Annotated in this window: 16 protein-coding genes and 1 pseudogene; 12 read left to right on the forward strand and 5 right to left on the reverse strand. The window is 62.6% G+C overall.

Going from position 1 to position 20,685, the window contains the following annotated elements:
- Nucleotides 1-343: 343 nt before the first annotated feature.
- Genes NKJ93_RS01770 through NKJ93_RS01785 form a run of 4 tightly spaced genes read right to left on the reverse strand, consistent with a single transcriptional unit; the run spans nt 344 to nt 4,551 of the window.
- Nucleotides 344-1,609 (reverse strand): ABC transporter substrate-binding protein, encoded by a 1,266-nt coding sequence (locus NKJ93_RS01770; protein ID WP_023717677.1) that lies wholly within the window; start codon nt 1,607-1,609, stop codon nt 344-346.
- Between the two features lie 19 nt (nt 1,610-1,628).
- Nucleotides 1,629-2,732 (reverse strand): ABC transporter ATP-binding protein, encoded by a 1,104-nt coding sequence (locus tag NKJ93_RS01775; RefSeq protein WP_352482627.1) that lies wholly within the window; start codon nt 2,730-2,732, stop codon nt 1,629-1,631.
- A gap of 2 nt (nt 2,733-2,734) precedes the next feature.
- The gene (locus NKJ93_RS01780; protein ID WP_023717676.1) at nt 2,735-3,658 is read right to left on the reverse strand and encodes a carbohydrate ABC transporter permease; all 924 of its coding nucleotides are present in this window, start codon (nt 3,656-3,658) and stop codon (nt 2,735-2,737) included.
- Nucleotides 3,655-4,551, reverse strand: coding sequence for a carbohydrate ABC transporter permease (locus tag NKJ93_RS01785; RefSeq protein ID WP_352482625.1), 897 nt, complete (start codon nt 4,549-4,551; stop codon nt 3,655-3,657). The genes NKJ93_RS01780 and NKJ93_RS01785 overlap by 4 nt, the downstream gene beginning before the upstream one ends.
- A gap of 266 nt (nt 4,552-4,817) precedes the next feature.
- Here NKJ93_RS01785 and NKJ93_RS01790 point away from each other — a divergent pair, with 266 nt between their 5' ends.
- The 10 genes and pseudogenes from NKJ93_RS01790 to NKJ93_RS01835 all read left to right on the forward strand — a co-directional run bounded on the left by NKJ93_RS01790 (nt 4,818) and on the right by NKJ93_RS01835 (nt 15,992).
- The gene (locus NKJ93_RS01790) at nt 4,818-5,267 is read left to right on the forward strand and encodes a VOC family protein (protein ID WP_023717674.1); all 450 of its coding nucleotides are present in this window, start codon (nt 4,818-4,820) and stop codon (nt 5,265-5,267) included.
- Nucleotides 5,268-5,302: 35 nt separating this feature from the next.
- Nucleotides 5,303-6,304 (forward strand): LacI family DNA-binding transcriptional regulator, encoded by a 1,002-nt coding sequence (locus NKJ93_RS01795; RefSeq protein ID WP_031193584.1) that lies wholly within the window; start codon nt 5,303-5,305, stop codon nt 6,302-6,304.
- A gap of 755 nt (nt 6,305-7,059) precedes the next feature.
- A complete protein-coding gene (locus NKJ93_RS01800; protein WP_023717673.1) occupies nt 7,060-8,499 on the forward strand; it encodes an NAD(P)-binding domain-containing protein in 1,440 nt (479 codons plus the stop codon).
- A gap of 24 nt (nt 8,500-8,523) precedes the next feature.
- Nucleotides 8,524-9,699, forward strand: a complete 1,176-nt coding sequence (locus tag NKJ93_RS01805; protein ID WP_352587208.1) for an acyl-CoA dehydrogenase family protein — start codon at nt 8,524-8,526, stop codon at nt 9,697-9,699.
- A 13-nt stretch (nt 9,700-9,712) separates the two neighbouring features.
- Nucleotides 9,713-11,068 carry an LLM class flavin-dependent oxidoreductase gene (locus NKJ93_RS01810; RefSeq protein ID WP_352494623.1) on the forward strand — a complete coding sequence of 452 codons (1,356 nt, stop codon included), beginning with the start codon at nt 9,713-9,715 and terminating at the stop codon, nt 11,066-11,068.
- 7 nt (nt 11,069-11,075) lie between these two features.
- Nucleotides 11,076-11,417, forward strand: coding sequence for a DUF3088 domain-containing protein (locus tag NKJ93_RS01815; protein WP_023717671.1), 342 nt, complete (start codon nt 11,076-11,078; stop codon nt 11,415-11,417).
- Nucleotides 11,418-11,421: 4 nt separating this feature from the next.
- Nucleotides 11,422-12,603, forward strand: coding sequence for an acyl-CoA dehydrogenase family protein (locus NKJ93_RS01820; RefSeq protein ID WP_352494624.1), 1,182 nt, complete (start codon nt 11,422-11,424; stop codon nt 12,601-12,603).
- Nucleotides 12,600-13,955: an LLM class flavin-dependent oxidoreductase gene (locus NKJ93_RS01825; protein WP_023717669.1), complete on the forward strand. Its 1,356-nt coding sequence runs from the start codon at nt 12,600-12,602 to the stop codon at nt 13,953-13,955. The genes NKJ93_RS01820 and NKJ93_RS01825 overlap by 4 nt, the downstream gene beginning before the upstream one ends.
- A 74-nt stretch (nt 13,956-14,029) precedes the next feature.
- Nucleotides 14,030-15,094: pseudogene (locus NKJ93_RS01830) on the forward strand (LLM class flavin-dependent oxidoreductase); the annotation flags it as partial.
- Nucleotides 15,095-15,131: 37 nt separating this feature from the next.
- Nucleotides 15,132-15,992, forward strand: a complete 861-nt coding sequence (locus NKJ93_RS01835) for an NADPH-dependent oxidoreductase (RefSeq protein WP_352494625.1) — start codon at nt 15,132-15,134, stop codon at nt 15,990-15,992.
- 33 nt (nt 15,993-16,025) lie between these two features.
- Here NKJ93_RS01835 and gcvA read toward each other — a convergent pair whose 3' ends face one another.
- Entirely contained in the window at nt 16,026-17,036 is a 1,011-nt protein-coding gene (gene gcvA / locus NKJ93_RS01840; protein WP_352482616.1) for a transcriptional regulator GcvA, read from the reverse strand.
- Nucleotides 17,037-17,384: 348 nt separating this feature from the next.
- Between gcvA and NKJ93_RS01845 the strand changes: the two genes are divergently transcribed.
- Nucleotides 17,385-18,980: an ABC transporter substrate-binding protein gene (locus NKJ93_RS01845; RefSeq protein ID WP_023717665.1), complete on the forward strand. Its 1,596-nt coding sequence runs from the start codon at nt 17,385-17,387 to the stop codon at nt 18,978-18,980.
- Between the two features lie 95 nt (nt 18,981-19,075).
- Complete coding sequence (locus tag NKJ93_RS01850) at nt 19,076-20,671, forward strand: ABC transporter substrate-binding protein (RefSeq protein WP_352494628.1); 1,596 nt, start codon at nt 19,076-19,078, stop codon at nt 20,669-20,671.
- Nucleotides 20,672-20,685 lie beyond the last annotated feature (14 nt).

A 20,685-nucleotide genomic window follows, 5' to 3' on the forward strand; every position in this document is an offset into this window, starting at 1 on the left:
GGCCTTGAGTATCTGAAGCCTATGAAGAACAAAGCGACGATGATCAAACAAATGACGATGACCGCGACGACGCTGCCAGGACGGTGTCCGGTATCTGGCGGTTGGACCATTGCCTTCCCGCATGGCTATCGCCGTTGACCTTCTTCATTCTCCAGCCGAGCATGACGACTGTCAATGGATGCAGGAGTTGCCCCCGTCATCTGTTGCGCAAAATGTTTCCCGTGGCTTAGTGGCAGCGCGTTGAGTTGGCCAAATGATCGATCAACCTCTCCCCGTTCACGGGAGAGGGTATCGTCCTTCGACGAACTCGCGAGGCAGGTGGGCGGCGCGGACTCAACCAATATTACGGGAAGACCGCCGCGTATTCGCTGCGGAAATCCCCGATGACGTCGTCGACCGTCATGTCGGGGTCGCCCTGGAATGTGTACATCGTATTCCACACCGAGTTCAGCCAGTCGGTGTCGGATATGTTGAAAGGATTCTGGACGCTGAAGCCGGGCTTTTTCAGCGAGTCGAGGACGAGCTGGTTGCAGGCGTCGAGCTTGTCGGTCGGAACGTCCAGGCGCACCGGGCTCGATCCCTTGATGGAAGCGAACTCGGCGTTGATCTTGGGGTCGACGACGGTACCGGCGAAGTCGAGCTCTGCCTTGAGCACGTCATCGGGCTGGCCGCCGAGGATGCCGAACGCATCCACCGTCACCGATAGCGCCTTGGTGCCGGGAATGTTGATGCAGCCGAAATCCTCGCCGAGCACCTTCTTGTTGGCCTTCCACTGACCCTTCATCCAGTCGCCATGGATCTGCATGAGCGTCTTGCCCGAAATGACCGTGCTGGTCGTCTCGTTCCATTGCCGGTTCACCCAGCCCGCGTCGGCCTGGCTGGTGATCTTGCGGAACATGTCGATCGCGTCGCGCAGGCCTTTCTCGTCGAACACAGTCTTGTCAGGCGTTTCACCATAGAAGCGGTTGTATATGTCCGGGCCGGCGACGGCAGCGACCAGGGCATGAAAGAGATAGCCGGCCTGAAACGTGTTGCCGCCCACTCCGATGAAGGTGAAGCCGGCCTGCTGGACCTTTTTCATGTCGGCGAACATATCGTCGAGCGAGGCCCATTTGGTCGGGTCGACGCCGGCCTCGGCGGCGACCTTCTTGTTGTAGTAGATCATCCCGTCGATATGGACGCCGGTCGGGATTTTGCGGATCTCGCCGTCGACCTTGATTGACTTCAAAACCGTTTCGGGAAAATTCGGCGTCGCCCCGATCTTGTCGAAATAGGCGTCGAGCGGCTCGCCCAGTCCGCGTTTGGTCAGATCGCGATAAAGGCCAGGCTCGGAGTTGATGAACAAATTGGGTGGTGTGCCGGCGACGATCAGGCTGACCAGCGGGCTGGAGCCGGCCTGCTCGTGCGGCACGGCCATCTCGGTAATCTTATTACCTTTCGCTTCGAACGCCTTGACGATCGCGTTGAGCGCGCCGATCTCGCTCTCATTCGACCATGTATGGAACAGTTTGAGCTCGGTGGCGGCGGCGCTGGCGAACGGCGCGGCGCCGATCGCCAGCGCCAGTCCAAATGCGCCCAGCAGTCTCTTGGACGTCAGTCTTCTGGACATCGTTTCCTCCCTATTGATGTTAAATCCGACTCCGAGTTTCGGCGTCGAAAAGATTGAACCGGTCGGCCGGAAAGATCGCTCTGACGCTGGCGCCGTCCCGCAGCGCGCCGATCTGCGAATGGTCTACATGCACAGCCAGCAGCTCGTCGGCGGCCGCCAAGAAGGCGGTACCGTCGCTACCGGTCTTTTCGCTGTAGCGCAGCGGCAGGTCGAAGATGGCGGCCGGTTTGCCGCCATTCGGCCTGCCGATCGAGAAATGCTCCGGCCGCAAGCCGACCAGCACCTTCATGCCCGTGGCCGGCTGCCTGATGAAGGAATAGTCGGACAGGTCCATCTCGACGCCGGTCGACCGGTGGGTCGCGACGACGCGGTTGCCGGTGAGATCGATCGTCGTCTCGAAGACGTTCATCGGCTGCGAGCCGACAAAACGAGCGACGAAGAGGTTGGCCGGCCGCTCGTAGATCTCGTCCGGCGTGCCGATCTGCTGGATGACGCCGCCGTCCATTACAGCGATCCGCGTCGCCATAGTCATCGCTTCGACCTGGTCATGGGTAACGTAGACAACCGTCTTCTTGAGGTCGTGGTGGAGCTTCTTGATCTCCAGACGCATCTCGGTGCGCAGCTTGGCGTCGAGGTTGGACAACGGCTCGTCGAACAGGAACACGTCGACATTCTTCACCAGCGCGCGGCCGATGGCGACGCGCTGGCGCTGGCCGCCGGACAGTTGCGCCGGACGGCGGTCGAGCAGCGGTTCGATACGCAACAGCTGTGCGGCCCAGGCGACACGCCGCTCTATCTCGCCGCGGTCGAGCCGTTGCGCCGAGAGGCCGAACTTCAGGTTGCCGCGCACCGTTTTTGTCGGATAGAGCGCATAGGACTGGAACACCATGGCCAGGCCGCGGTCCTTGGGATCGAGATCGGTGACATCGCGGCCGCCGATGGTGATCGAGCCTGCGGTCACCTCCTGCAGGCCGGCAAGCAGGTTAAGCAATGTGGTCTTGCCGCAGCCGGACGGGCCGAGCAGCACCAGGAACTCGCCGTCATTGACGGTGAGGTCGAGATCCTCGAGCACGGTGACGCGCCCGAACTGCTTGACGATATTTTTGAATTCGACCTTCGGCACGGCTATCCCTTGATGGCTCCGGCGGTGATGCCCTGGACGAAGAATTTGCCGAGCCCGAAATAGACCACCAGCGGCGGGATGGCCGTCAGCAAAGCTGCGGCCATGTCGACATTGTAGTGGACCTCGCCGCGCTCCGTGATGACGGTGTTGGCCAGGATGACGGTCATCGGTTGGGCGCCCATGCCGCCAAAGGTGAGCCCGATCAGGAAGTCGTTCCAGACGCTGGTGATCATCAGGATCAGCACGACGATCATGATGTTGCCGGACATCGGCAGGATGATCTCGGCGAAGATGCGCCAGAAGCTACCGGAATCCATGATCGCCGCGTTGATGATCTCGGGCGGCACGTCCTTGTAGAAATTGCGGAAGATCAACGTCAGCAGCGGCATCGCCAGCACGGCGTGGATGACGGCGATCGCCCAAATGGTGCCGTAGATGCCGAGCGAGGCGGTCAGGGCGACCAACGGGATCATGATGATCTGGAACGGCACAAAGGCGCACATGAACAATACGAACAGAAAGGGGCCAGCCCAGCGGACGTTCCACAGAGCCAGCGCGTAGCCGGTGACCGACGCCAGGGCGATCGACAGGAACAGGCTCGGGAACAGAATGGCGAGCGAGATGAAGAATCCGTGCCTGACACCCTCGCACGTCATGCCCGAGCAGACTTCTGCCCAGGCCTTCCACCAGCCTTCGAATGTCCAGGTGGTCGGCAGCGAAAAGACCTCGCCGAGCGCGATCTGGTCCATTGTCTTGAAAGAGGTGACGATCACCACGTAGAGCGGGATCGAAATGAAGGCCGCGCACATGGCGAGGAACACGAGGACGGCGATCGACGCTCCCTTGATGCGGCGGCGCCTACGGGGGTAGACGCGCCCGCCGATGCGCGCGGCCGCTGATGTCTCGTAAGCGGACACGGCATTCATACGGCGGCGGCCTGGCGACGGCGGACTTGCCAGGCGGTGACCAGCATCAGCGGCAGGAAGACGGCAGCCGTGATCAACAGCATGATGACTGCTGAGGCGGACGCGTAACCGATGTTGGAACGGGTCGAATAGGCGTTGATGACGAAATAGGCCGGCGTCCAGGTTGACGTACCGGGTCCGCCATTGGTCATGGCGAGCACGATGTCGTAGGTCTTGACCACGCCGAGCGACAGCAGGATCGCGCAGGTCAGGAACGTGAACTTCAGCATCGGAATGATGATCTCGACGTAGAGCCGCCAGAAGCTCACGCCGTCGAGCTTGGCGGCGCTCCAGATTTCCGTGTTGATCGACTTCAGGCCGGCCAGCATCAGCGCCATGTAGAAGCCGAGCCCGTGCCAGATCGAGGCGAGAATGATGCCGTAGATTGCCGTGGCAGGATCGGCCAGCCAGTTGAAATTGGCGCTTTCCCAGCCCAGCTGGTGCAGGAAGTTCTGGACACCGAGGGCCGGGTTGAACATCCAGCGCCAGACGATGCCGGTGACGATCAGCGACACCGCGAGCGGATAGAGAAAAATCGTCCGGAAGAAGCCTTCGCCGCGCTTTTCCTTCTCGATCATCGCGGCCAGGATGAAACCCAGCACGATGGCGAGCGCGCTGCCGATCGCCAGGACGACGACGTTCCGGAGCGAGGTCATCCAGACGCCGTCGCTGAAAAGCCGGTCATACTGGCGCGCCCAAACTGCGGGGTCGATCGCGTAGTCAGGGAAACGACGCGAACGCGTGAACGACATCCAGATCGTCCATCCGATGGCGCCGGCGAAGGCCACCAGGGTGACAGTGAGCGCAGGAATCAGCGCAAGCTGCGGCGAGACCTTGCTCCACCTGAGCGCCATTCGGGTTCCTCCCTCGAAGGCCTGCCTTAGCCGATCGCGGCTCTGGCAATTTTCATATTAGCGTTAAACCAATCATGACGATATCGCTCTGTCAACAGTGACAAGCAAATCGGGATCAAATGGCACCGGGCATTCGAGAAAACGACGCTGCAGCGCAGCAAACCCGCGCTTTGGCGGGTGAGAATTCATATTGACAAAGCGCGCGGCGGGGAGCAAAGGCGATATTAACGCTCATACGAAATTCGACCTATCGGGAGGAAAACGTCATGAAAGGGATCACCGGCTTCGGCCACGCCGCCATCAAGGTGAAGGACCTGGACGCCAGCCTCGCCTTCTATAGGGACAAGCTCGGCTTTCCCGAGATGCTGCGCCTTCACAATAAGGACGGCAGCACTTGGCTGGTGTATCTCAGGATCACGGAAGAGGTGTTCTTGGAGATATTTCCCGGCGCGGAAAACGATCGCGCTCCCGGCTGGAACGCCAACGGCGTCAATCACATGTGCCTGACGATCGATAATCTTGACAGCTTCTGCCCGGCGATCGAGGCCAACGGCATCAAGCTGACCGCACAGATCAAGGACGGGCTCGACGGCAACCGCCAGGCCTGGATCGAGGATCCTGACGGCAATCGCATCGAGCTGATGGAGATGCACGCCGATTGCCTTCAGTACAAGGGTCTGAAACGGTTGCGCGAAGAGGGATTGCTGCCGGCTTAAGTCCTCTCAGGCAACATGGCCAATGTGACGAGATCTTGCAGAGAACCCGTACCCGACTGAAGGACATCGCGGTGGCCACCGGCTACTCGGCGAACACCGTTTCGCTGGCGCTGCGCGGCAGTCTGCGAATTCCGGAGGAAACGCGCGACCGTATCCAGTCGGCCGCGCAGAGCCTGAACTATTTTCCGAACACCATCGCGCAGGCGCTGGTCAGCCGCGAGACGCGGACGATCGGGCTGGTGCTCACCGACATCATGAACCCGACGCTGACGCTGGTGTCGCGTTTCCTCGAGAGGGAGCTCGCCCAGCGTGGTTATTCCCTGATGCTGGCCGCCAGCGACCACGATTCCGCCAAGGAGTGGAGTGCGCTGAACGTGTTCCGCTCGCGGCAGGTCGACGGCATCCTCATCTATCCGACCAACCACGACCGGCTCGACCACATCCGCGCGGTGCGTCAGGTCGGATATCCCGCACTGGTGCTTGCCGATATTCCGGTTGCCGGCCTCGACGTGGTGGCGATCGACGACCGCAGCGGCGGCTACAAGGCGGTCCGGCACCTGATCGAGCGCGGCCATCGTCGCATCGCCATGCTCGACGCGGCGCAGCTGCTCGGCAACAGCGAAAAGCATGACGGCGCGTTTCGCGCCGTGACCGAGGCAGGGCTTCCCGCCGATGCGCTCGTCGTGGTCAAGCCCGGCGGCCATTCGGCGACCGACGGTTTTCAGGCGATCGGCGAGGCAATGAAGCCGAAGCAGCGGCCGACGGCGCTGTTTGCCACGACCGATTCGCTCGCCATTGGAGCGTTGCGCTGGTGTCGCGAGCAGGGCGTCTCCGTGCCCGGCGAACTGGCGATCGTCGGCTATGACAACACCGAAGCGGCGGACTTCAGCTCGGTGCCGATCACATCGATCAACTATGCCGCCGCCGAGGTCAGCAGCCATGCGGTTGAGCGGATCCTGTCGATGATCGGCAAGCCGTTACCGACGCCGATCGTGACGCTGATCGATCCGGAACTGGTGATCCGCCAATCCACCTGAGGCACGGCGCGTTCGATCGTCAGACACGACCAGCGTGGCAGCGCGATGCGCAGTGGCGGAGCGGACGTTGCTCACCGGTTTCGTGCGCCCTACGTGTGCAGCGAAAGATTGATGTAGCTGAGGGGCTTTCAGTTGCGGCGGCAAAATCGTAAATTCGGTTACGTTTGGGCGGGCATCCTCGCCAAATTGGTCTGACAGAGACATTAAGAAGATAATGAAATGAATATGTTACGCCACAGACTTGCGGTGGCGCCAATGATGGATGGGGAAGATAGATAAATAAAATCAAATGTTTATGAGGGTTTGTGTGCAACAACTGCACACGAAAGTTCTCCTTCTCGTCCATATCCGTTCTTGCGACGGAGTATCCGACCGCACTCTTAGGACGCCTTTTGAATAGCTGCGCTGACTTATCTCGCGAGGGCCGTCGCCAGTGTATCCGCGATCTGCCGTCTGCCAGATGGCGGACGTCACACAAAGCTGATCCCACGCGGCGCTGCTGATGTCCTCGACACCAATGCCCGGCTACGCATGCGTATTGTGCGGGAGCCGTAACAGTGCCTGCGCTCGCTGCAATATCAAAAGATGCTCCGGCTTCAGGGAGGCCACACCCACCGCCCATTCGGTCGGCGGTGAAAGCGCGTCGTTGCAATGCAAGTGAAAAAAACTACCGGGCAATCAAAGCAGACATTTCTGGACTGTTTGTCGAGCGAGGCGGAGTTTGGCGCAACGCTTGAACTTCAGCCGGGACCGAAATGGCCTTACCGTCCGATCCAGATCACGACGCCCGCGAAACACTTCGACTGATCGGTCCCGATCCGCAGAACTGGGTGCCGGATCGGGAGGGCATCGACCACAATGTCTTCATCGTCGGTGGCGGGCAGACGGGCGCGACCTTCGCCTTCGCGCTGAGGCGCGCCGGCATCGGCAAGGTCACGGTCATCGACGCCGCATCGGACGAAGGCAAGGCCGGCATCTGGCTTACCCATGCGCGGATGAACCGGCTGCGGACGCCGAAAGGCCTGCCGGGACCAGAACTCGGTCTGCCAGGCTTGAGCTTTCAGTCATGGTATGAAGCCCGCCACGGTGCGGAAGCGTATGCCGGTTTCGACCGCATCGCGCGGACGGATTGGGCGAGTTACCTGAAATGGTATCGAGAGTTCCTCGGTATCGGCATCCGCTACGGCACGCGTCTCCTGCGCATCGAGCCGGCTGCCGGGCATTTCCGCCTCGATCTCGAAGCGGAAGGCAAACGATCGGTCGAAACAGCGCGCAAGATCATCCTGGCCAATGGCTTTGGCGGCAGCGGCGGTGCGGTGATACCGGATGTGTTCGCAGCTCTTCCCCCGGGTATCGTCGCGCACAGTTCGGCGGCAATCGATTTTGCCTCGCTCAAGGGCAAGGCGATCGCTGTCGTCGGTTCCGCGGCTTCGGCATTCGATGCAGCCGGGACGGCCCTTGAGGCCGGGGCAAAATCGGTGCGTCTCTTTGCCCGCCGCAACAGCATTGCCAGCGTGCCGATCAATCGCGTCCGCGGCTATCCCGGTGCCTATGACAACTATCCGCTGCTGCCGGATGCGGTGCGCTGGCGCCAGGCGCTGCGGTTTCGCGATGCCGGTTCGACGCCGCCACCCGATGCGGTGGAGCGGGTGGTGCGGCACCAGAATTTCCACCTGCACCTCGGCGCCCCATGGACGAAGGCCGGTGTCGACAGCGGTAAGGTCGTCACAGAGATCGCCGGTGAGACGTTTGCCTTCGACTTCGTCATCGCCGGTACCGGCTATTTCGCCGACCCGACACGCAAGCCCGAATTCGCCGATTTCGCCGCCTCTATCCGCCTGTGGCGCGACCAGTACGCGCCGCCCAAAGCAGAACGCGATAAATTCTTCGGCGCCCATCCCTATCTCGGTCTCGGTCATGAATTCCTTGAGAAGGCGCCGGGCGAGGCGCCGTTCCTGAAGGATGTCCATGTCTTCAATCCCGGCGGCTTCGTCAGCTTCGGCCTGCCGATCGGCGATATCCCGTCGATCAGGCGCGATGTGCCCGCCGTGGTTGCCCGCATCAGCCGCGATCTCTTCCTCGCCGATCTCGACAGCCATGAGAGCCGCATAACCGGCAGCCATCCGGCCGAATTCGGCGAAGAGGCCTATGCCTCTGCCGTTTGGCGGCCGGCGCAGACCATCGCGGCGGAATAGACGCATTTCAATGGACAAGTGCCGATGACCTTCAGCCCTGACCTTTCCGACCCGTTCGTCGCCACGGCGGTTGAGTTGCGCGAGATCTTCGATCGGGATGCGGTGGCGCGTGACAAGGCCGGCGGACGGCCGATCGAACAGATCCGGCTGCTGAAGGAGAGCGGCTTGCCGTCGGCGCAGATTCCCAAGCGCTATGGCGGCAAGGGCGCATCCTGGCTGTCGGTGCTTCGCGTGGTGCGCGAATTCGCCCGCACCGATGGTTCGCTCGCCCATCTCTACGGCTACCATCATCTGCCGCTTAACGGCGTGTTGTTTCGCGGCACGCAGGCGCAAAAGGATCAGCTGCTAACGCGCTCAGCCCGGGAAAACTGGGTCTGGGGCAATTCCGGCAACGCCATGTCAAAGACCTCGACGGCCAAGCGCAACGGCAAGGGCTGGATCCTCAGCGGCTTTCGGCCTTTTTCTTCCGGTTCGCATATCGCCGACTATATCCAGGTCGCCTGGGAGGACGGTCAGGACCGGCTGGCAGCGGCGATCCCGGCCGATCGCGAAGGCATCGTCATCGAGGACGACTGGGATGGTGTCGGCCAGCGCCAGACGGGTTCCGGCAAGGTGACCTTCAAGGATGTGCATGTCTGCGACGACGAACTGATCGGCTCACCCGCGGCGCCGCTAACGCCGTTCCAGACGCTGACGTCACTTTTCCAGCAGGCGGTCCTGCTCAACCTGTTCGTCGGCAGTGCGCAGGGAGCACTGAGCGAAGGGCGCGACTATACGGTCTCGCAATCGCGCCCCTGGATCTATTCCGGCTACGAGAAGCACACGGACGACCCGTTCGTGCAGCGCAAATATGGCGATCTCTATATCCGAACGCTCGCCGCGGCCGAACTCGCCGATGTGGCGGCGAAAAGCCTCGATGCCGCCTATAGCCAAGGCGAGGCCTTGACCCTGGAGCAGCGCGGGCAGACGGCGATCGATCTCGCCACCGCCAATGTCTATGCCGGGCAAATCGGCCTCGATGCCTCGAGCGAGGTTTTCGAGGTGATGGGCGCCCGCTCGGCCACCAAGGCCAACGGCTTCGACAGGTTCTGGCGCAACGTGCGAACGCACACGCTGCACAATCCGGCCGAGTACAAGAAGCGCACCATTGGCACCTGGTTGCTGACCGGGGAATTCCCGGTCGGCGGATTGTATCGCTGAGGAGGCGGGAGACATGGCCAGGCGCAAGGACAAGCTCAAGCTTGGAGCGTTTCTGCTCTTCACCGGCCACCATGTCGCCGCTTGGCGTCATCCGGCGGCGGGCGAGGGAACCAGCCTCAGCGACTACATTGAACTTGCCAGGTTGGCGGAAGCGGCCAAGTTCGACACGATCTTCTTCGCCGACGGCGTCGCGGCGCGGCTGAAGGATCTGGAGGTCGCCAGCCGCAAGGCGCATAGCGGCGTCTATCCGTTCGAGCCGATCACGCTGCTGTCGGCGCTTTCGGCGGCGACCAGGAACATCGGCCTGATCGCCACGGCTTCGACCAGCTATTCCGATCCCTACAATCTGGCCCGCCAGTTCGCTTCGCTCGATCATTTGAGCGGCGGCCGTGCCGGCTGGAACCTGGTCACCTCTTCCGATCCGGAAGCGGCGTTCAATTTCGGCCACGAGGCGCATATCCAGCACGGCGACCGCTACGACCGGGCTGAAGAATTCGTCGATGTGGTGCTCGGCCTCTGGGACAGCTGGGAAGACGATGCCTTCTCGCGCGACAAAGCGAGTGGGCGCTATTTCGACAAGGACAAGCTGCACGTGCTGAACCACAAGGGCCAGCACTTCAAGGTGCGCGGTCCGCTGAACACGCCGCGAACGCCGCAAGGTCATCCGGTTGTGGTCCAGGCCGGGGCGTCCGGTCCGGGCAAGGAGCTGGCGGCTCGTACCGCGGAAGCGATTTTCGCCGCGCAGATCACGCTCGACGAAGCCACCGCATTCTATGCCGACGTCAAGGGCAGGCTCGGCAACTATGGCCGCTCGGAAGATGACCTGAAGGTGCTGCCTGGCATCTTCCCGGTCGTCGGCCGGACCGAAGCCGAGGCGCAGGAGAAGTTCGAACAGCTGCAGGACCTGATCCAGCCGGAAGTCGGCCTCGGCCTGGTGTCGGCGCTGGCTGGCGGCTTCGATCTCAGCTCATACCCGCTCGACGGGCCCGTGCCGGATTTGCCCGAGACCAACGCCGGCAAGAGCCGGCAGGCTCTGGTGATCGACCTGGCACGGCGCGAGAATCTGACCATTCGGCAGCTCTATCTGCGCATCGCCGGCGCCCGTGGCCACTGGCAGGTGGTCGGCACGCCGCAACAGATCGCCGACACCATGGAAGAGCGGTTCGAGAATTACGGCGCCGACGGCTTCAACATCATGGCGCCGATCATGCCTGGCGGCTTGAAGGATTTCATCGAACTGGTGGTGCCGGAACTGCGCCGCCGCGGCCTGTTCCGTCAGGAGTATGAGGGCAGGACCTTGCGCGACAATCTCGGCCTGAAGCGGCCGGCAAATCGGTTTTCGCGGTCCGCCGCGGCAGCCGCGGAATAGGCAGACCATGGCGCGCGACAAGCTCTTTCTCATTCAGCCGGGTTTCTCCGACCCGAAACATCCAGGCCGGACATTCGTCTGTCCCTATTGCAACCAGGTCGAAGGGATGCTCGCCGCCTTTCCCGATCTCGCCGCCAGACTGGACGTCGAGCGCGTGCCGTTCGCGAGGCCGAGGGACAAGGTGATCGACGCGCTCGGCGAGCGGCATCAGTCCCTGCCGGTGCTCGTCATCGGCGGCGATCCGCCCACCGACCTGCCGACGGCCAAGGGCCAGGCCTTCGCCGACGACACCAAATGCATTCTTGCGCTTCTGGCCGAGCGCCACGGCTTCCCGCATCTGCATGAGTGACAGCATGACCTTCGATCCCGATACCTCCAATCCATGGATCGCCAAGGCGGTCGAGCTGCGCGACATCTTTGCCCGCGACGCGGTCGAGCGCGACCAGCTTGGTGGCAGGCCGAGCGAACAGATACGCCTGCTCAAGGAAAGCGGCCTGCTCACAATCGTCATCCCCAAGGAATTCGGCGGCGCCGGCGAACCCTATTCGACGGCGCTGAAGATCGGCCGCGAGTTCGCCAAGGTCGACGGCTCGATCGGCCACATCTACGGCTACCATTTCAGCGCATTGATCGCCGCCAGGCTCAATTCGGACGAGCCGCGTTCGGCCGATCTGCTGCGGCGTTCGGCTGCCGGCGACTGGTTCTGGGGCAACACCGGCAACAGCTTTTCCAAAACGCTGTTCGGTCGCAAGGATGGCGAGTGGACGATCGTCAATGGTTTCAAACCCTTCGCCTCCGGCTCGCATGTGGCCGATTATCTTTCGACCTCGTGGGAAGACGAGATCAGCGGCGAGAGGAAATTCGCGGCAATCCCCGCGGACCGTGACGGCATCACCATTCTCGACGACTGGGATGGCATCGGCCAGACGCAGACCGGCAGCGGCAAGGTCGCCTATAAGGACGTCAGGATCCACGACAGCGAGCTGGTGCGCGGCTGGGTCGACGCGTCGTTGCCGATCCGCACCATCGGGCCGCTGCAGCAGCAAAGCGTTTTGCTAAATGTTTTCATCGGCACAGCCCAGGGCGCTCTGCTGGCGGCACGCGACTACACGATCAACAGTTCGCGCCCATGGATGTATTCCGGAGTCGAGCGCCATATCGACGATCCTTGGATCAAGGGCCAGTATGGCGAACTCTGGGTCAAGACGCAGGCGGCGACGGTGCTGGCCGATCGCGCGGCTGCGGCGATCGATCATGCGATCGCCCGCGGCAAGGCGCTGACCGAGGAAGAGCGCGGCGAAGCGGCCGTTGCCGTCGCTGCGGCCAATGTGCTGGCGGGGGATGTCGCGCTGGAGGTCACGACCGAGATTTTCGAGGTGATGGGCGCGCGCTCGGCGGTGCGCAAATACGGCTTCGACCGTTTTTGGCGCAACGCGCGCATCCACACCTTGCACAACCCCGCCGAATACAAGACCCGCACCGTCGGCACCTGGTATCTGACCGGCGCTTACCCCGAGCCCGGCGTGTTTCGATGAGCAGCCGGCAGCTCCATCTCAACGTCAACATCCTGCACGCCGGCTTTTCGCCGGCGGCATGGCGGATGGACGGCGTCGACCCCTATGCCGCCTTCACCGTCGACCACTATGTGCAGGTGGCGAAGATCGCCGAACGCGCCAAGCTCGACGCCGTATTCCTTGCCGACCAGGCGGCGATCTCGGATCGCATCGACTATCGTCCGATCACGTCGCTGGAGCCGACCATCGTGCTGGCGACGATGGCCGCCGCAACAGAGCGCATCGGCCTGATCGCCACCGCTTCAACCAGTTTCAACGAGCCGTACAACATCGCCAGACGCTTCGCGACGCTCGACCATGTCAGCGGCGGGCGCATCGGCTGGAACATCGTGACCACGGCCGATCCCGCCTCGGGTCGCAATTTCGGCCTCACCGGTGCGATCGATCACGGCCGGCGCTACGAGCGGGCGGCCGAATGCGCCGAGATCGTCAAGGCATTGTGGGACAGCTGGGAGGACGATACCTTCATCGGCGACGTGGCCGGCGGGCGCTTCGTCGATGCCGCCAAGGTTCATGCCATCGAGCACAAGGGCGCGCATTTTTCGGTGCATGGGCCGCACAATGTGCCGCGTTCGCCGCAAGGGCATCCGGTGGTCATCCAGGCCGGCGGTTCCGATGACGGCAAGGAGCTCGCCGCACGCCACGCCGAAGCCGTCTTCTCGGCCTCTCAATCCCTCGAAGAAGCGCTTTCCTATGCACAAGAGCTGAAGACACGCGCCCAGATTTACGGCCGCACCGGCGGCGTGCCGCTCAACCTTGCCGGCCTGGCCACCATCATCGGCAGCACCGAGGGGGAAGCGGAGCGGCGGCAAGAAGAGCTGTGGGATCGCATCCCGCTCGACTACAGCCTTGGGCGGCTGTCCGGCGTGCTCGGCATCGATCGCGAGCGGCTGAAGCTCGACGAGAAGCTGCCAGAAGGGATTCAACTGCCCCCCAATGGCGGCCACACCTTCTTCAAGGCCACACTCGCGCTCGCGCGCAGCAACGATTTCACGGTTCGCCAGCTGATCCGGGCGCTGAACGGCAGCACCGGCCACCGCACCATCGTCGGCACGCCGGAGCAGATCGCCGACGATATCGAAAGATGGTTTGTCGCCGGCGCCGTCGACGGCTTCAACCTGATGCCGGACGTGCTGCCGACCGGACTGGAGGTCTTTGTCGATACGGTGGTGCCGATCCTGCGCCGGCGAGGCCTGTTCCGCACGGACTATGAAGGGCGCACGCTGCGAGACCATCTCGGCCTTGTCCGGCCCGAAAGTCGTTTTGCGCCGCAGCCGCACAAGGCGCCAGGGTTGCTCGGGGCCACCCATTGAACGATCATCAAACGACAACGGAGCTGAAAGTCCTGTCATCGACCTCCATGCCCGACAAAAATACAGGCCTGACAATGAGCGCTGATCCCGAATTTCTCTGGTACATACCGAACCAGGTCGATCCCGGTCACCGTGGCGAGCCGGCCGCCGTGGACCACAACAGCCTGGACACACTGACCAGCCACGCGAAGGCGCTTGAGGACCACGGCTGGAAGGGCGCGCTGATCGGTACCGGCTGGGGTCGGCCCGACACGTTTACCGTCGCGGCCGCACTCGCCGCCCGAACCACCTCCTTCGAGCCGCTCATCGCGATCCGCCCGGGTTACTGGCGGCCGGCGCACTTCGCATCAGCCGTAGCCACGCTCGATCAGCTGACTGCCGGTCGCGTGCGTATCAACATAGTGTCGGGCAAGGACAACCTCGCTGCGTATGGCGACAGCGAAGGCGACCAGATACATCGCTATGCCCGCACCAGAGAGTTCATGTGGCTGGTTCGCAAACTTTGGTCCGGAGAGAACGTGACCTTTGCCGGCGAGCACTTCCAGGTCACAGGGTCTACCGTCATGCCCCGCATCCCTGTCCGTTGCGATCGTCGCCATCCCAAGCTCTACTTCGGCGGTGCGTCGGAGGCGGCCGAGCGGGTGTCGGCCAGGGAGGCGGATGTGCAGCTCTTCTGGGGAGAGCCGCTCGACGGCGTCCGGGAGCGGATCGAGCGGCTCAAAGCCTTGAGCAGGGAACTCGACCGAGACCTCCCGCCTCTGGAATTCGGGTTGCGGGTTACCACGCTGGTCCGCGACACCACTGAGCAGGCCTGGGCGGACGCCGAGGCGAAGGTTGACGAGATGGCCAAGGGCAAGGGCGCCGGCTGGAACGATCACGGTCGGGCGGTAGCGGTGGGCCAGCGGCGTCTGCTCGATCTGCACGCGCGCGGCGAGGTCCTGGACGACAACCTCTACACTGCGCCGGGCAAATACGGCGGCGGCGGCGCCGGCACCACCTGGCTGGTCGGCTCGGCCGCCGACGTCGCCCGCGCGCTCGGCAGGTACCGGGATCTGGGCATCACGCACTTCGTGCTCTCGGACACACCGTATCTTTCCGAGATCAAGCGGCAGGGCGATCAGTTGCTTCCGCTTTTGCGCAATGGGGCCCAAGCCGCGCTTCTGAATAGGAAACACGATGTCACAGCCGGCCGCCTTCAGCATCCGCCCTTCCGACGCTGACCTACGCGGTGAAGCGGCGCTACGGCGGCGTTATCGAGCGCCGCAAAGCGCGCATACCGGAAACTGGAACGAAGCCCTCGAGGCGATCCTTTCGCATCGCTCGGTCCGCAACTATCTGGCCAGGCCGCTGCCTGAAGGCACGCTGGAACTGATCGTCGCTGCCGCCCAGTCGGCGCCAACTTCTTCCAATCTCCAGGCGTGGAGTGTCGTCGCCGTCGAGGATCCGGCGCGCAAGGCGCGGCTTGCCGGACTGGCGGCGATCAATCGCCATATCGAGCAGGCGCCGCTGCTGCTGGTCTGGCTGGCCGATCTGTCGCGGCTGCGTACCATTGCCAAGGCAAATGGCCAGGCGGGCGAGGGGCTCGACTATCAGGAGAGTTTTCTGCTGGCCGTGATAGACGCCGCACTTGCAGCACAAAATGCCGTGGTGGCGATCGATGCGCTCGGGCTCGGCTCCTGCTACATCGGCGCCATGCGCAATCATCCGCAGGAGGTGGCGCGCGAACTCGGCCTGCCGCCGGAAACCGTCGCGATGTTCGGCTTGACCGTCGGCTGTCCCGATCTCCTGGCCGCGACTGACATCAAGCCCAGACTGCCACAGACAGTGGTTCTGCACCGTGAGCGCTACCAGTCAGCTCCGCATCCGGACGATCTCGCAGCCTACAACCAGACGCTTCGCACCTTCCAGCAGGAGCAGTCGATGCCTGAGGTCGACTGGACCGAGCTGATGTCGAACCGCATCGGCAGCACGGCGGCGCTGAAAGGCCGTGATCGCCTGGGCGAAGTGCTCAAAGCGCTGGGCTTCAAGCTAAAATAGGCGCGCGCGCCTGCTCGCGAGACCGAGGTGAGACTATTCCGCAGCGACGATGGCGATGCGGGCCGGCAGCGGCACTGGCGGCGTGAAGTCGAGAGCCCCAAGCCGCCGCGCCTCGGCCTTCAGCCAACCATGGAAGCGCTCGACCGTCGCCAGCTTCGCCTTGTGCGGCGTGGTCGCGAAATAATAGGAAAACTCGACCGGCTGCGGCGAGCCGAACGGACTGACCAGCCGCCCTGCGGCAAGGTCAGGCTCGGCCAGTCGGAATTTGCCGAGACCGATGCCCTTGCCGGCCACAGCGGCATCGAGCACCAGCGACGACTGGCTAAGCCGTATGCCACCTTCGACAAGCCGGCCAGACAGGCCATTGGATCGCAGCCAGCCCTTCCAGTCCGGGCAGCTAGGATCGCGTTCTGGTCCTTCCTCATGCAGGATCGGCGCGTTACGCAGCCCCTCCGGCCCGCGGTAGAGGCCGTGCGTACGGGCAAATTCCGGGCTGCAGACAGGCAGCACCGCTTCCGAAAACAGCCGTTCGGTGACGAGGCCGCTATAGGCGCCCGAGCCGTAGCGGATGACACAGTCGACGTCTTCGCTGGCAAAATCGGCAAGCCTGGTCGATGCATCGACCAGCACTTCGAGGCCGGGCACCGCATCGCGCAGCGCGTCGAGGCGCGGGATCAGCCATTTGCTGGCAAAAGAGGGCGCGACCGACACCTTGATCGGTGCATCTTCCTCGTCGCCGGAAATGCGTGCGACCGATTCGACAACGACGTCGAAAGCCTCGGTGAGACCAGGCATCAGCGCCTGGCCGGCCGAAGTCAGCAGAAGCTCGCCGCGGTTGCGCTGGAACAGTGGTTGCCCGAGGTGATCCTCGAGCAGGCGGATCTGCTGGCCGATAGCGGCGGGCGTGACGTGGAGCTCTTCCGCCGCCCGCGTAAAGCTCAAATGGCGGGCGGTTGCGACAAAAGCGCGAAGCGAGGTCAGCGGCGGAAGTCTCGCCAGCGTCGGTCGCAGCTTCCTTGTTTTCGCACGAATGAAATCAACCATGAGGCGCATTCAACACGTTCAGGCCCGGCGCGACGAGGGCGGGCTTTGCGCCAAAGCACGCAGGGGAAAATTTCGTTTGCCGCAGCGTCGCGCCAGCAGGAACGGAAATCTAAGAAATCGCAATGTCTACTATTCTTGTAGAATAAGGTCGGGATGCTGATTTGGGCGGCGACGAGCCTCGCCGGATCCAAAGCCGGGTCCTGGAATGAAACCGTCGTGCGAAGCGGCGCTTTCGGCAGACGATAGAAAATCATTCTTCCGGTTTTGCGGCGCCACGGGGATCATTGCGTCGAGGCGCCGAAATGCGTTCGGCCGCCGGATGCAATCCGTTTTCCGGAGCCCAAGACCATGTCTGTCAATCGTCGTCATTTCAACCAGCTGTTGCTGCTTGGCGGTGCGAGCTTCGCATTGCCCGGTCTTTCCTTTGCCGCCGAAGGCACGCCGGTCCAGGGCGGCACGCTCAACTGGGCCTACTATCCCGACCCCACGTCGCTGATTGCCATCAACACCTCTTCAGGCACCGGCCAGGCCATCGGTCCCAAGGTCAATGAAGGTCTGCTTGATTTCGCCTATGACCTCAGCCCGAAACCGCTGCTGGCGACCGAGTGGTCGATCAGCGATGACGGCCTGCGCTACACCTTCAAGCTGCGCCAGGGCGTCAGATGGCATGACGGCAAGGACTTCACCTCACAAGATGTTGCCTTCACCATCTTGCGGCTGAAGGAGGCGCATCCGCGCGGCCGCATCACCTACCAGAATGTCACGGCGGTTGAGACGCCCGATCCGCACACCGCCATCATCGTGCTGTCGAAACCGGCGCCCTATCTGATCACGGCGCTGAGCAGTTCGGAATCGCCGATCGTGCCGAAGCATGTCTACGAAACGTTCAAGCCGGCGGAACAGCCCAAGCTGGAGCAGACGATCGGCACCGGTCCCTTCGTGCTCAAGGAATGGGTGCCCGGCAGCCATCTGATCTTCGATCGCAACCCAGACTATTGGGACGCGCCGAGGCCCTATCTCGACCGTGTCGTCCTGCATGTCATCCTCGATCCGGCTGCGCGCTCGGCGGCTCTTGAAACCGGTGAGATCGACATCGGCGCCAATCCCGTGCCGCTGGCCGATATCGAGCGGCTGAAGGCAAACCCCGCTCTGGTCGTCGACACCAACACCTACGCCTATTCTGGCCCGCAGCAGCAATTGTTCTTCAACTATGAAAATGAAATCCTGACCAAGCGCGAGGTGCGCCTGGCCATTGCCCATGCGATCGACCTGCAGAAGCTGGTCGACATCGCGCTCTACGGCTACGCCCAGGTATCGCCAAGCCCAATCAGCACCGCACTGCCCAAATGGTACGACCCGAGCATCAAGGCGCGTGAGCCCGACCCCAAACTAGCGGAGAAACTGCTCGACGATGCCGGCTATAAGCGCGGCGCAGACGGCAAGCGCTTCAAGCTCCGGCTCGCCTACAACGCGTTCCTGCCGGCGTCCTATGCCGACTTCATCAAGCAGTCGCTGGCAGCGGTCGGTATCGATGCCGAGATACTGAAGCTCGATCTGTCGACGTTCCTGAAGACGGTTTACACCGACCGCGCCTGGGATTTGGTCATCGAATCGCTGTCGAACACCTTCGATCCGACGCTCGGCGTGCAGCGCGCCTACTGGTCGAAGAACTTCAAGATCGGCCTCGTTTTCTCCAACGCCAGCCACTATGCAAACCCCGAGGTCGACCAGATCCTTGAAGCCGCCGCGATCGAGCCTGACGAGACCAAGCGGCGCGAGCTCTGGTACAAATTCCAGCACATCATCCATGACGACGTGGTGTCGGTCGATCTCGTCGCCGCCGGCGCCCAGATCGTCGCCAACAAGAAGGTCCGGGATTTCGCGCCCGGCGCCCAGGGCATCAACAACAGCTTCGCGCAGATCTGGCTCGCGCCAAACGCATAAGCATTTGGATCTCCTTTTTCTGGGATTGGCGCGTGAAGCCGCCGATCCGACTTTTCTCCATGAAAGACAAATCGCGCAAACGCGGAGTACCGACCATGACCATCAACCGACGCCTATTCAATCAGTTCCTGCTGCTGGCCGGCGCGAGTACCGCGCTTCCCGCCGGGGCCTTCGCGCAAGACGCAAAGCCGGTGGCCGGCGGCACGCTCAACTTCGTCTACTATCCCGAGCCCAACCAGATCGTTTCCATCAACACCAGCGCCGGCGGGCCGGCCACCATCGGCCCGAAGATTTTCGACGGCCTACTCGCTTACGACTACGACCTCAATCCAAGGCCGCAACTGGCCACCGAATGGTCGATCAGCGACGACGGGCTCGAATATGTCTTCAAGCTGCGCGAGGGGGTGAAATTCAGCGATGGCCACGACCTGACATCGCAGGACGTGGCCTTTTCGATCTCGCGGCTGCGCGAAGCCCATCCGCGCGGGCGCATCACCTTCCAGAATGTCACCGACATCGACACGTCGGACCCGCATGTCGTGAAGATCAAATTGTCGAAACCGTCCGCCGCGCTGATCTCTGGCCTGGCCGCGACGGAATCGCCTGTCGTGCCCAAGCACATCTACGAGAAGCTGAAGCCGGCCGACGATCCGTCTTTCGAGCAGATCATCGGCAGCGGACCGTTCGTGCTGAAGGAATGGGTGAAGGGCAGCCACATCATCGTCGAAAAGAATCCGACCTATTGGGATGCGCCCAAACCCTATCTCGACCGGATCATCTTCCGCTTCATCACCGATCCCGGCGCGCGTGCCGCAGCGCTGGAGACGGGCGAGGTCGACATCGGGCCGAACCCGGTGGCGTTCGCCGATCTGGAGCGTTTCAAGGCGCTGCCGCAATTCGTCGTCGACAGCACGGTCTTCGCCTATAGCGGCCCGCTGCACCAGCTGATCATCAACCTCGAAAACCCGATCCTGAAGGAGAAGAAAGTCCGTCAGGCAATCGCGCACGCGATCGACCTCGACGCGGTGAATGCCATCGTGTTCTACGGCTATGGGCAGGTGTCGCCGACGCCGATCAGTGTCGTCAACAAGAAGTATTTCGATCCCGATGTGAAGGCCGCGACCGTCGATACGGCGCTGTCGGAAAAACTGCTCGACGAGGCGGGCTTCAAGCGGGGAGCGGACGGCATCCGCTTCAAGCTCAGGCTCACCAACAACCCGTATAACCCGTGGGGCTATGCCGACTTCCTCAAACAGGCGTTGGCGAAGATCGGCATCGACGCCGAGATCCAGAAATTCGACTTCGGCACCTATGTCAAAACCATCTACACCGACCGGACCTGGGACCTGTCGACGGAATCCTGCGGCAACATCTTTGACCCGAGCGCCGGCGCACAGCGGCTCTACTGGTCGAAGAACATCAAGATCGGGCTGCCGTTCTCGAACGGCGCGCACTACGAGAACCCTGAGGTCGACCGACTGCTGGAAGCCGCTTCCGTCGAGCTCGACGAAGCCAAACGCAAGCAGCTGTTCTTCAGGTTCCAGGAGATCATCGCCGACGAGTTGCCGATCATCAATTTGATCGCACCGCCGACCATCATCATCGCCCGCAAAACCGTCAAGAACTACGCGCCGGGTGCGGAAGGCCTGTCGGCCAGTTTCGCCGACGCCTATATCGATCCGAACGCCTGAACCAGCGGATGACC

The organism is Mesorhizobium sp. M0028 (assembly GCF_040323855.1).
In the GTDB taxonomy this organism is placed as follows: Bacteria; Pseudomonadota; Alphaproteobacteria; order Rhizobiales; family Rhizobiaceae; genus Mesorhizobium.